This window comes from Kitasatospora sp. NPDC004669, assembly GCF_040609455.1.
Lineage (GTDB): Bacteria > Actinomycetota > Actinomycetes > Streptomycetales > Streptomycetaceae > Kitasatospora.
Genome location: NZ_JBEXKB010000011.1, coordinates 118,657 through 130,891, shown reverse-complemented (window position 1 = coordinate 130,891; position 12,235 = coordinate 118,657). Strand labels below are relative to the sequence as shown.

11 protein-coding genes are annotated in these 12,235 nt (G+C 69.7%); 8 read left to right on the top strand and 3 right to left on the bottom strand.

Features of this window, described 5'->3' with window-relative positions:
- Positions 1-112: 112 nt before the first annotated feature.
- The 3 genes from ABZW30_RS12180 to ABZW30_RS12170 all read right to left on the bottom strand — a co-directional run bounded on the left by ABZW30_RS12180 (position 113) and on the right by ABZW30_RS12170 (position 5,090).
- Positions 113-3,292 (bottom strand): amino acid adenylation domain-containing protein, encoded by a 3,180-nt coding sequence (locus tag ABZW30_RS12180; protein WP_355670977.1) that lies wholly within the window; start codon positions 3,290-3,292, stop codon positions 113-115.
- A gap of 69 nt (positions 3,293-3,361) precedes the next feature.
- A complete protein-coding gene (locus tag ABZW30_RS12175; RefSeq protein ID WP_355670976.1) occupies positions 3,362-3,589 on the bottom strand; it encodes an acyl carrier protein in 228 nt (75 codons plus the stop codon).
- A 16-nt stretch (positions 3,590-3,605) separates the two neighbouring features.
- On the bottom strand, positions 3,606-5,090 hold the full coding sequence (locus ABZW30_RS12170) for an amino acid adenylation domain-containing protein (protein WP_355671074.1): 1,485 nt from the start codon (positions 5,088-5,090) through the stop codon (positions 3,606-3,608).
- A 693-nt stretch (positions 5,091-5,783) separates the two neighbouring features.
- On the opposite strand from ABZW30_RS12170, the gene ABZW30_RS12165 reads away from it, so the two are divergent.
- The 8 genes from ABZW30_RS12165 to ABZW30_RS12130 all read left to right on the top strand — a co-directional run bounded on the left by ABZW30_RS12165 (position 5,784) and on the right by ABZW30_RS12130 (position 12,212).
- Positions 5,784-6,059, top strand: a complete 276-nt coding sequence (locus ABZW30_RS12165) for a phosphopantetheine-binding protein (RefSeq protein ID WP_355670975.1) — start codon at positions 5,784-5,786, stop codon at positions 6,057-6,059.
- A complete protein-coding gene (locus ABZW30_RS12160) occupies positions 6,056-6,826 on the top strand; it encodes an alpha/beta fold hydrolase (protein ID WP_355670974.1) in 771 nt (256 codons plus the stop codon). The genes ABZW30_RS12165 and ABZW30_RS12160 overlap by 4 nt, the downstream gene beginning before the upstream one ends.
- 119 nt (positions 6,827-6,945) lie before the next feature.
- The gene (locus tag ABZW30_RS12155) at positions 6,946-7,161 is read left to right on the top strand and encodes an MbtH family NRPS accessory protein (protein WP_355670973.1); all 216 of its coding nucleotides are present in this window, start codon (positions 6,946-6,948) and stop codon (positions 7,159-7,161) included.
- 42 nt (positions 7,162-7,203) lie between these two features.
- A complete protein-coding gene (locus ABZW30_RS12150; RefSeq protein WP_355670972.1) occupies positions 7,204-8,478 on the top strand; it encodes an MFS transporter in 1,275 nt (424 codons plus the stop codon).
- Entirely contained in the window at positions 8,475-10,016 is a 1,542-nt protein-coding gene (locus ABZW30_RS12145) for an amino acid adenylation domain-containing protein (RefSeq protein ID WP_355670971.1), read from the top strand. Before ABZW30_RS12150 ends, ABZW30_RS12145 begins: the two co-directional genes overlap by 4 nt.
- The gene (locus ABZW30_RS12140) at positions 10,013-10,312 is read left to right on the top strand and encodes an acyl carrier protein (protein ID WP_355670970.1); all 300 of its coding nucleotides are present in this window, start codon (positions 10,013-10,015) and stop codon (positions 10,310-10,312) included. Before ABZW30_RS12145 ends, ABZW30_RS12140 begins: the two co-directional genes overlap by 4 nt.
- A 74-nt stretch (positions 10,313-10,386) precedes the next feature.
- Positions 10,387-11,439, top strand: a complete 1,053-nt coding sequence (locus ABZW30_RS12135) for an N-acetylneuraminate synthase family protein (RefSeq protein WP_355670969.1) — start codon at positions 10,387-10,389, stop codon at positions 11,437-11,439.
- Positions 11,436-12,212 carry an SDR family oxidoreductase gene (locus tag ABZW30_RS12130; RefSeq protein ID WP_355670968.1) on the top strand — a complete coding sequence of 259 codons (777 nt, stop codon included), beginning with the start codon at positions 11,436-11,438 and terminating at the stop codon, positions 12,210-12,212. The genes ABZW30_RS12135 and ABZW30_RS12130 overlap by 4 nt, the downstream gene beginning before the upstream one ends.
- Positions 12,213-12,235 lie beyond the last annotated feature (23 nt).

Here is a 12,235-nt window from a genome sequence, read left to right as displayed (position 1 = left end):
CGGCCGGAGTTCAGGGGTGCGCTTCTTCGTGACGCACAGCACGGTGTACCGCTCGAATGATATTCGAGCGGTACACCGGAGCGGACGCATAGATACTGACGATGCGCCAGCTCTATCGGGAGCCGGGCTCTCCCATGGCCGCAAGGCGTTCCTGGATCAGCCCCTCCACGTGCTGGGCGAGGGCCCTGAGGCGGGGGTACTGGAAGACGATCGTGACGGGCATGGCCAGCTTCAGCCTCTTGCGCATAGCCGCCACCACGCGGGTGGCGTGCATCGAGTGGCCGCCGAGGGAGAAGAAGCTGTCCGACGGCCTGACGGAGTCGAGGCCGAGGACCGTCGTCCAGATCTCACCGATGAGCACCTCGATCGGACCCGAGAGGGCGCCGTCCTCCTCGTCCGAGTCCGGCATCACCGGGTCGGGCAGCCGGTCCGTGTCCACCTTGCCGCCGGGACCGGTCGGCAGATCGTCCATCAGCACGATCATCTCCGGCACCATGTAGGCGGGCAGGCGCCGGGCGGACTCCTTGCGGACCACCTCACGGTCCGGCCGTACATCCTCCGCACCCGTGCAGTAGGCGACCAGCCCCGGACCGCCGGGCAGTTCGCGCACCATGGCGATGACGCGTCCGATGCCGGCGATCGAGGACAGCACCGACTCGACCTCGTTGAGCTCCATCCGGAACCCGCGCAGCTTGACCTGCCGGTCCCCCCGGCCGAGGTACTCCAGGCAGCCGTCCGGCAGCCACCGCACGCGGTCACCGGAGTGGTAGAGCCGCGAGCCGTCGACGCGGAACGGGTTCGCCCGGAAGGCGCCTGCCGTCTGGCCGGGGCGGCCACCGTAGCCGCGGGCGACACCGGCACCGCCGATGAGCAGTTCGCCGGGCACGCCGGGGGGCACCGGCCGACCCGACTCGTCCACGACGGCCACGGACACCCCTCGCAGGGGGCGGCCGATGTGCGGGACGTCGCCGGTGATCCATCCGGCGGTGGCGTCGACCGTGGTCTCCGTGGGGCCGTACACATTGATGCCCCGGATCGCCCCCTCGTCCGTCAGAGCGGTGATCTTCCGCCAGAGCGCCGGGCTGATCCGCTCGCCGCCGATGAGGAGGTGGAGCGGGCCCGCGTCCGTGGCCTTGAAGGGCACGTGGTCGATCATGAGGTCGAGGTGGACCGGGGTGATGTCCAGGTGCGTGAGCTCCGCCGACTCGATCAGCTCGCCGAGGAGGACCGGGTCCTGTCGCTCGTCGTCGCTGACGACCACCACGGTGTCTCCCCGGCCGAGCCGGATCCACTGCTGCACTGACGCGTCGAAGGACGGGCTGGCGTTCCACCCCACCCGGTTGTGACCGGGCCCGGCGGCCCCGGCCTCCTCAAGGGCGGCCAGCAGGTTGGCGGCGCCGCGGTGCGTCACCTGGACGGGCTTGGGCGTGCCGGTGGACCCCGACGTGTAGATGGCGTACGCCAGGTTGTCCCTGGTGAGCGCTGCCGCAGGCGCCTCTTCGCACCCGTCCGCGTCGGTCACCGGTACGAGCTGGACACCCGCCGGGTAGACGAGGCCGTCCACCGCCACATCCTGGTCCGTCAGGACGACCCGGGCGCCGCAGTCCTCGATCATGCCCTGGAGACGCTGCGCCGGATAGGCGGGGTCCATGGGCACGTAGTACCCGCCGGCCTTCAGGACGCCCACGATGGCCGGCGCCAGGGAGACCGAGCGACCCATGAGGATGCCCACGGGCGACTCGACGCCGACTCCGTGCGCGCGCAGCAGTCCGGCGATCCGGCCGGCCCGCTCCTCCAGTTCGGCGAAGGTGAGGGAATCCGTTCCTGCCCTCACCGCGAGGCGGTCGGGGTGCTCGGCGGCTCGGGCGGAGATGGCCTTGTGGAGCGGCACGACGTCGCTTCCGGTGGCGGGCCCCTCGCTCCACTCCCGGATCTGCCGCTCCTCCTCGGGGGTGAGGGTGTCGATGCCGGACATCGCCGCGTCGGGCGAGGAGAGCAGTCGGCCGAACGTGTGCACGAAGCGCTGCAGCAACGCGTCGATCGTGTCGCGGCGGAACACGTCGGTGGCGTAGTTGGCCTCCACCTTCAGGCGTCCATCGCTCAACGGGCAGTAGTAGAAGGTGAGGTCGAACCGCACCGAGTCCGGGCGTGAACTGATGTACTCGACGTCCAGGCCACCGAGGTGGAGATCGGGCGCGGGTTCCTCGGTGAGCGTCACCTGGATGACGGTGTTCCGGGTGGGTGTGCGGTCGGGCGAGATCTCCTCGACGATCCGGTCGAACGGCACCAGGAGGTGCTCGTACCCGTCCAGGGTCGTGTCCCTTACCTGCCGCAGCAGCTGCCGGAACGACGCGGCCTCGTCGACCTGCGTGCGCAGCGGCAGCATGTTGGTGAACGGGCCGACGATGTCCTCGGTGCCGGGCACCGACCGGTTGGCCGCGGCCGTGCCGACGATGAGGTCCTTCTGACCGGTCCACCGGGAAAGCGTCAGCTGGAAGGCCGCGAGCAGCACCATGAAGAGCGAGGCGCTCTCTTCGTGCGCCAGGCCCTCGGCCCGCTCCCGCAGCTCCTCGGCGGCCAGATGCGAGACCCACTGGCCGCGGAATGACTGCTGGGCCGGCCAGGGCTGGTCCACCGGGAGGTCCATGGTGGTCTTCGCGTTCCCGAGCTGCTTGCGCCAGTAGGCCAGGGCCGACTTGGCACTGGTGCCGGCGAGCCACCGCGCCTGCCACTCGGTGTAGTCCCGGTAGCGCAGCTCCACCGCCTTGAGCTCCGCCTCCTCGCCCGCCGCGTAGGCCTTGTATGCCTCGGCGAGCTCCTGCATCAGAATGCCGTTGGAGAATCCGTCCGTGGCCACGTGGTGGATCGCCAGCACCAGGGCGTGGTCCGTGTCGGAGAGCTGGAGCAGGACGGCCCGCAGCGCGCGCCCGTCATCGAGGTCGAACGGGCGGTTGACGAACTCGTGCACAGCCTTGGGCAGCGACGCCTCGTCGGCCACGGGGCAGGGTGTCAGGTCGAGGCCGTACGCCGGTTCGATGATCTGCCACGGAACGCCTTCCCGGGAGGTGATGCGGGTCCGCAGCACCTCGTGGCGCGCGATCAGCAGCTCGATCGACCGCTGGAGCGCACCAACGTCGACCGGGCCGCGCAGCCGCAGGCCGGACGAGTAGATGAACTGGAGACCACTCTCGTCCAGCTGGTCGTTGAACCATATGCGGCCCTGCTGCGGCGACGCCCGCAGTTCACCCGATTCCCTGGCCGGAATGATCTCGTATTCGTCCACAATGTCCATCTTGCTCTTCCCTTCGGGTAATCCGAGGTCGTGTTCGTTGTCGGCGGCGGCCGTCGGCCGGCGACCTCTTTATTTCCTGTCGGGATGTGCTTCCTCGACATGGGCTATCAGCTGCCGCAGCGTGACGTTGTCGAAAATTACATCCATCGAGAGTGCGGCACCGGTCTCCTTGCGAATGCGCCCGACCAGTCGAGCGGCCACGATGGAATCGCCGCCGAGCTCGAAGAAGCCGTCGTCCTCGTCGATTCCTTCGATCCCGAGCGTCTCCTGCCATGCACTCGCGACAGTCGTCTCCACGCTTTGGAATTCGCCGCTAAACATAGATCGCCCGCTCTCGCCAGTCAGGAACAGTAAGTGCCCTTCGATCCACTTTCCCGTTCGGTGTCAACGGGAGGTGGTCGATTTCCACGAAGGCCGCCGGAATCATGAAGTTTGGTAGAACTGCCGTCAGGTGGCGCCGGAGGTCCTTCCGGTCGATGCCGCCGGGTCGCGCGAGCACCATCCACGCGACGAGCTTGTCGTCGCCGAGATGGTTGGTCCGGCGCGCGACCGCCGCCTGCCTGACACCGGAGTACCGCACGAGGGCGTGCTCGACCTCGCCCGGCTCGATGCGGCGGCCGTGCAGCTTCAACTGCCCGTCGATCCGGCCGAGGTATTCCAGCAGGCCGTCCGGGCGCCGGCGCACCAGGTCGCCGCTCCGGTACACCGGCCCCCGGTCGTCGTGGGTGAACTTCTCGGCCGTGAGCTCCTCGCGGCGCCAGTACCCCCTGCCGACCCCTTGGCCGCCGATCCACAGCTCGCCGGTGGACCCGTCGGCCACGTCGTCGCCGTCCTCGCCGACCACGCGTACTCGGACGTTCTGAATCGGCTGGCCGATGGGAACGGAGTCCGCGAGCGCCTCGTCCGCACCAACGCGGTGGCAGCAGGCGAACGTGGTGGTCTCCGTGGGGCCGTAGCCGTTGACGAGGACGGTTTCCGGGGCGGCCTCGCGCAGTTTCCGGACATGCGAAACGGACAGGACGTCGCCGCCGGCGAGCACCGTACCGACACCGCGCAAGGCGTCGACGTCCACGTCCACCTGCCTGTGCAGCAACGCGGCGGTCAGCCAGAGCTTCGTGACGCCGTGCTTCCGAAGGAGGTCGCCCATCGCGTCGGGCAGGACCTGACCGGGCGGCGCCATGACGAGGCACCCGCCGTTGAGCAAGGGGCCCCAGATCTCGAAGGTCGCGGCGTCGAACGCGATCGGAGCCAGCTGGAGCACGCGGTCGTTCTCGTCGAAGTCGCAGTAGGTGGGGCGTGTGACGAGGTTGACCACGTTGCGGTGCTCGATCATCACCCCCTTCGGCCGCCCGGTGGAGCCCGAGGTGTACATGAGGTAGGCGAGGTCGCCGGGGCGGAGCCCGATGCTCCACGCGGACTTCGCCGTCGCGCCGGAGTCCGCCGGGTCGAACGCCGCGAGCCCCAGTTCGCGGACGAGGTCCACGTCCACCGGGTCGCAGATCGCCGCCTTCGCACCCGTGTCGTCCGCGATCAGGGCAAGGCGCTCCACCGGTTCTCGGGCGTCGAAAGGTACGTAGACGGCACCGGCCTTCAGGACGGCCAGCAGCGCGACCGGCAGCAGCACCGACCGCTCCATCAGCACGATGACGCGGTCCCCGCGGACCACTCCACCCTCATGCAGTGCGGCAGCGAGCCGGTCGCTGCGACTGCTGAGGTCACGGTAGGTCAGACAATCGCCGTCGGTGACGACGGCGTCCGCGTCGGGAGTGTGTGCGGCCTGGTTCTCGAATGCCTCCACGATCGTGGAGACGTCAGTTTTCACGTGGAGATCCCCCAACTCCGGATGAGGATGGCGCCCTGGGTTTTCGGGCGACTTCCGTGTCCTCGCCCCCCCCGCACGGCCGCCCGGGCGAGCCGCGCCGGAGCCAGCCAACCTGCCGGCGGTTCGACTGCGAGGAGAATAGGCCCTTGCGGCGCCCGAGCGGCTGCTGGCGAGGACGTCACGAAAAGGTAGCGGGATCCCGCCCAGCGCCGGGACAGGACTCGTCCGCCATGACGGCTGCTGAGCTGCAGTCTTTACCCCCGCCGATCCAGAAGTCAACAGGATCGATTCCGTCCCCGCCCACGACAGTTCGCCACATAACTTGATGGCCCGTCACCTGTCAACCAAGTTCAGATCAAACGTCGTTCACACGGTCAACCGCGCCAACGCGGAGCCGACGTCCCTGCCGGATCTTCCCAACGCGGCGCCTGAATGTCACCGAGCATCCCGATTTCTGCCCCTCGCGGATGCGCCAGGCGGGGATACGGCCCCCGAGGCGCTCGCCAATGTTTCCGTTCGTCGTGCAGACTGCTCGGCAGTCGAACAGGCGTACGTCAACTCGGATGTGACGCCACTGGCGTCTGCCCGCAGCGGCGGACCGCGATCCGACCGGCCCCGCACCACGTCCCGCCGTCCGCTCCCGGCCGGCGCCAAGCCCTGGAGACCGCTGTGCCCACTCCATTCGACCGGAACGAGATCATGCTCGCTGTCGTCGACGCCTGGCGCAGTGCGCTGAACGTCGAGACGGTCTCACCCACCGACGACTTCTTCGATCTCGGCGGGAACTCGATGAGCGCCCTGCGGGTGTGCAGTCACCTCTCCGGTGAACTGGGCCTGCAGCTGTCCATCAGGACCCTGTTCGAGCACAGCGACATCGCCGACTTCGCCGGTGAACTGGAGGTGCTTGCCGCCCGGTCGGCCGCTCCGGCGGGGGCGGACCGATGACCGGCGGTACCCTGCTGCGACAGGCACCGACCGCTTCGCCCTGGTTGTACGAGCTCAAGGCCGCCACCCAGGCCGCCACCTCGACCGTGCTGATGCTGCCCCACGCCGGAGGCAGTTCAAACGCCCTGGCCGAACTGGCCCAGGAGCTCCCGGGATCCGTGCGGGTGCTGTCCGGTCAGTACCCGGGACGGGGACCGAGGGTGGCGGAGCCCCTCGCCCCGGCGCTCTCGGATCTGGTCGAGCCCCTGGCCGCCGCCGTCACCCAGCACGTGGCGGGCCCGCTCGTGGTCTTCGGACACAGCCTGGGCGCCATGGTGGGGTGGCAGCTGGTGCGGCTCCTGGAGTCGCGTGGGCGTGGGGTACGAGGATTCATGCCCGCCAGCTGCCACCCCCCGCACGTGGCCCGTCCGGCCGGCGGCGGCGAGGTGCCGCTGCGGGAGAGGAGCGAGGTGCTCGCCTTCCTGCGGCGTCTGGGCGGACTGCCCGAGGAAGTGCTCGACGAGCCCGAACTGCTGGATCTCGTCCTGGACGTCGTCACCGCGGACTTCGCCGTCACCCAGGACTACCCGACACCGGGCCGAGTGCGGCGCATCGCCTGCCCGGTCATGGCCATCGGGGGTGAGGACGACACCGACGTGCCGTCGGACCAGCTTCGGCGCTGGGCCGACTGCACCGACGCGCAGGCGGACTGGCGGACCTTCGGCGGCGGACACTTCTTCTACCAGGAGCACCTGACCGAGATCGCCGGACTCCTCGCGTCCTTCTGAATCCCGCCGCGCCCGGCCATCCCCGGTGACCGGCCTCTCCTTACGGCCGGACGCCCACCGCCCTCCAACCGTGGGCGGCCCCGAGCGCTCAGTTCCCACCAACGTCAAGGAGTCACATCATGTCTGAAGACAACACCCTGGCCTGGAAGGTCCTCATCAACGGCGAGGAGCAGTACGCGCTCTTCCCGGCGCCGCTGAGCACGCCGGGCGGCTGGCGGGAAGCCGGGTTCACCGGCAGCGAGGAAGCCTGCGCCGCGTACGTCGACACGCACTGGACGGACATGCGGCCCCGCAGCCTGCGGGAGGCGATGGATGGAGTCGAGAACGCCGCCTGAGCCTGAGCAATCTGTCCGCGCCCGACGGAAGAAACCTCGAACATGCTTCCCTACGCCTCCTTCAGATCACTGCTCGGGATCCGCGACTTCCGCCGGTATTACCTGGGTCAGACCATGTCGGTCTTCGGTGACTCGCTGACCCCGCTGGCGATCGCCTTCGCGGTGCTCGAACTCACCGGCTCACCGGGTGCTCTCGGTATCGTGGTGCTGAGCAGCCGGCTTCCGATGATCCTCCTCGCGCTGCTTGGCGGCGCGGTGGGTGACAGGGTCTCACGGCGCCAGGTCATGCTGATAACGGACTGCGTCCGGGCCGTCTCCCAGGGCGTCACGGCGGTGCTGCTGCTCACCGGGCACGCCAGCGTGTGGATGATCGCCGTACTGCAGCTGATCGCGGGCGCGGGCTCTGCCTTCTTCAACCCGGCCGCCCAGGGCCTGGTCGCCTCACTGGTGCCCAAGGACAAGCTGACCCACGCCAACTCGCTGCTGGGGATCTCTCGGAGCACCGGCCAGATCCTGGCCCTGGGTATCTCCGGCGTGCTGGTGGCGACCGCGGGCTCGGGCTGGTCCATCCTCATCGATGGCCTCACCTTCGCGGCCAGCGCGTCCTTCCTCTACCGGCTGCCGCGCACCCTGGCCGCCGAGCGGCTGGACCGCCGTACCGGGCTTCTCGGCAGCGTCGCCGACGGGCTGGCGGCCGTCCGTACGCGAGGCTGGCTGTGCATATGGATCCTGCACGTCTCGCTGGCCAACATGCTCGTCATCGCGCCGACCGTGGTCCTCGGCCCCTTCATCGCCGATGAGTACCTGGGCGGGGCGCCATCCTGGTCGGCGATCGGTATCTGCTACGCGATCGGCGGGTTGGTCGGAGGCGTCGTCTCCGCCCGCGTCAAGCCGCGTCGCCCCCTGGTGGCCGCCACGCTGTGGTTCTTCCTGATGGCACCCTTCCCTGCCTTCCTGGCCCTTCCGGGCTGGGTGCCCCTGATCGCGGCCGCTGGACTCGCGGCCGGTCTCCAGCAGTCCGTGTACGCGGTGCTGCAAACCGTGACCCTTCAGCAGAACGTGCCGGGTGAGCTGCTGGCCCGCGCCAGCTCGGTCTCCATGATGGGCGCCCTCGTCGGCACCCCCATCGGCATGGCTCTGGCGGGCCCGGCGTCGGTGCAGTTCGGCGCCCGTACCGTCCTGGTCTTCTGCACGGTGACGGTGCTGGTCATCTCCACGGTGGCACTGCTGATCCCGGCGGCCTGGCGACTGGTCGCGGAGAAGCCTGAGGAACCGGCGCCCCTGGACGACGCCGAACAGAAGAAGGTCGAGGCATGAGCGGGGAACACGCCGGAATGCCGGTGGAGGAGCGGATACGCCTCCGGGCCCGGGAGACACCGGACGCGCCGGCCCTGGTCGACGAGGACCGTCTGCTGACATACGCACAGCTGGACGGGCTCACCGATGCCCTCGCCGCGCGGATGCGTGGTCTGGGTGTCGGCCCCGAGCGGGTCGTGGCCGCCTTCGTCCACCGCAAGCTGGAAGCCGCCGTGACGCTGGTCGCGGTACTCAAGGCCGGCGGGGTGTACCTGCCGCTGGAGGCCGGGGCGCCGGTCGAGCGCAAGGCACTGATGCTCGCGGACAGCGACGCGGCGCTGCTGCTCGTCGGCAGTGGCGTGGACGCCGACGGGCTCGACGTGCCGATGCTCCACTGGCAGAAGCCGGAGGACGTACCGGCCGCGCCGGCCGAGCCCCATCGTGCCCGGCCGGGCAACGCCGCGTACGTCCTCTACACCTCGGGGACCACCGGCCGCCCCAAAGGCGTGGTCATCGCCAGGGACCTGCTGGCAGAGCAACTGCGGGCCATCACCGCGAGCTTCGGGCTGCTCCGCGAGGACCGGATCCTGCAGTTCTCCCCCATGCACGTGGACACGGCGATCGAGCAGGCCCTCTGCGCGCTCACGCTCGGGGCGACGCTGGTGATCAACGACGAGACGCTCAGTGTCACGGGGATGCTGGAGTTCCTGGAGCGGCACCGGGTCACGGTGGCGCACCTGGCGACCGGTTACTGGCACGCGATCGCGAACTCCCTGGAGTGGCGGGACTGGCCCGGGCTGCCGCTGCGGCACATGATCGTCGGCGGCGACCGGATGTCCGTCAAGTCCGCCGAGCTGTGGCAGCGCAAGGCGGGCATTCCGCTGACCAATGCGTACGGTCCGACCGAGACCGTGATCACGCCCACCATCAGCCCGGTGACCGCGATCGACGAGGAGCTCGGCGCGCCCCTGGGCGCGCCGATCGGGGACCGCACCGCGTACATCCTGGACGAGGACCTCAGGGAGTGCGGCGAGGGCGTCGCCGGTGAACTGCACCTGGGCGGGGGACTGTTGGCCAGAGGCTACCTGGGACGGCCGGGGCTCACCGCGCGTTCCTTCGTCGTGGACCCGTTCAGCGACGTGCCCGGGGCGAGGCTGTACCGGACGGGCGACATCGTCCGGCGCATGCCCGGCGGGGAGCTCTACTTCATCGGACGCAAGGACAGCCAGGTGAAGGTCCGGGGTCACCGGGTGGAACTCGGCGAGATCGACGCGGTGCTGGCCGCCCACCCGGCGGTGCGGGAAGTCGCGGTGGTGGCGCGCGAGGACAGCCCGGGCAGTCAGCGGCTGGTGGCGTACACGGTGCTGCGACAGGACACGGCCACCCCGGCCGAGCTGCGGGCGCATGCAGCCTCCCGCCTCCCGGCGCACATGGTGCCCACGGTCTTCACCTTCCTGGACGCCCTGCCGCTCACCTCCAACAGCAAGGTCGACCGTCGCGCCCTGCGGGGTGAGGCGTTCCGGCCGGCCGACACCAGGCGTAAGGGGTCAGCCGGATGAGTACCCGGGACGTTGAAGCGGTCGGCTCGCGGGAAACCGTCGAGGAGGAGGTCACCGCGATCTGGGAAAGCCAGCTGGATCTTCAGGGCATCGGCCCGGACGAGGACTTCTTCGACCTCGGCGGGCACTCCTTGCATGCGGTGGAGATCATCTCCCGGCTGGAACACGCCTTCGGGGTGGCGGTCCCGCTGCGGGACTTCTACCGGACGCCGACCACCGCCGGCGTCGCCGCGGTCGTGATCTCGATGAAGGGGCCCGACCCCCAGCCGAGTACGACGCATCAGCTTCCGACCTGACCAAGGTCACACCTTCCCTTCGCCGCCCTGTCATGGCGGCGAACTGCGAGCCGAAATCCGGGGGTTCCTCCACCATGCGTTCCATCGAGATCTCTGGACGTGCCATTGGTGACAACACCGATGGCTACACCATCGCCGAGATCGGCCACAACCACGGCGGCAGCGTCGAACAGGCCGTCAAGCTCTTCCAGGCCGCGGCAGCCGCCGGCGCGAGCGCCGTCAAGCTGCAGAAGCGCGACAACAAGAGCCTCTTCACGCAGGCGATGTTCGACGAGCCCTACACCAGCGCCAACAGCTACGGGCCCACCTACGGGGAGCACCGCGAGGCGCTGGAGTTCGGCCAGGCCGAGTACGAGTACCTGCGCTCCGTGGCCGGCGAGCTGGGCGTGGACTTCTTCTCCACCGCCTTCGACGTGGCCAGCGTGGACTTCCTGGCCGAACTGGGGCTTCCGGCCCTCAAGATCGCCTCGGCCGACATCACCAACACGCCCCTGCTCGCCCACGCCGCCAAGACCGGGCTTCCGCTGATCGTCAGCACCGGAGGAGCGAGCCTGGACGACGTGCGCCGGGCCTGTGAGACGGTGCTGCCGATCAACCCCCAGCTGGCGCTGCTGCAGTGCACGGCGATCTACCCGGCGGCACCGGACGACCTGCACCTGTCGGTGATCACTGCCTACCGCGAGGAGTTCCCCGAGGTCGTGATCGGCTTCTCCGGCCACGACCTCGGTCCGGAGCTCAGCTTCGTCGCCTACGCGCTGGGCGCGAGGGTCATCGAGAAGCACTTCACGCTGGACCACGCGGGCAAGGGGAGCGACCACCACTTCTCGCTCGACCCGGCCCAGTTCACCGCGCTGACCGAGGGTCTGAGCCGCACGCGTGCCGCGCTCGGCTCGCCGCGCAAGACGCTGGGCAGCCGTGAGGCGGTCGCCGTACGGAAGATGGGCAAGAAGCTCGTCGCCGCCCATGCGCTGCCGGCGGGGCATGTGCTCACCGAGGCCGATTTCGCGTGCAAGTCCCCGGGCGACGGCCTCAAGCCGTACCAGCTGGGTGAACTCCTCGGGTGCCGGCTCGCGCGCCCCGTGGCCGCCGACCAGGACTTCGCCCTCGATCTGCTGGACGCCCGGTGATCCCCGATCTGTCGGGTGAGGTCGCCGTCGTCACCGGCTCCTCCGGCCGCCTCGGGCAGGTGTGGACAGCGGCCCTGGCCGGCGCAGGGGCGACGGTCCTCGGCCTGGACCTCGAACCGGGCCAGGCCGCCGCGGGCGGCCCGCACCTGTCGCTCAGCGCCGACGTGACGGACCGCGAGTCCCTGCGGAGGGCGCTGGCGGAAGCCGTCGAGCAGGTCGGTCCGCTCACCATCCTGGTGAACAACGCGGGGATCGACCAGCCGCCCAGCGCCGAGACGGGCAGCTGGCTGTTCGAGGACATCCCCGACCACCTCTCGGCGCGTGTGCTGGAGGTCAACACCCTGGGGGTACTCCGGGTCTGCCAGACCTTCGGCGCGGACATGGCCCGGCGTGGCCGCGGCAGCGTCATCAACATCGGCTCCCTGTACGGGAACGTCGCACCCGATGCCCGGCTCTACGAGCACATCGAGCTGGACCCGCCGTTCCTCAAGCCTCCGGCGTACGGAGCCTCCAAGGCTGGGGTGAGCGCGCTCACCCGCTACCTGGCCGCGTTGTGGGGGCCGCGCGGGGTCCGTGTCAACACGCTCTCCCCGGGCGGCGTGCTCGGCGGCCAGGACGCCACATTCCTGGAGCGCTACACCAGCCGGGTCCCCATGCGCCGGATGGCCGAACCCGACGACCTCACCGGCCCGTTGCTCTTCCTCGCCTCCGGCATGAGCAGCTACGTCACAGGCCAGGAGCTGCTGGTGGACGGCGGGTTCGTGTGCTGGTGACCACTGACAACGATCCGGGAACC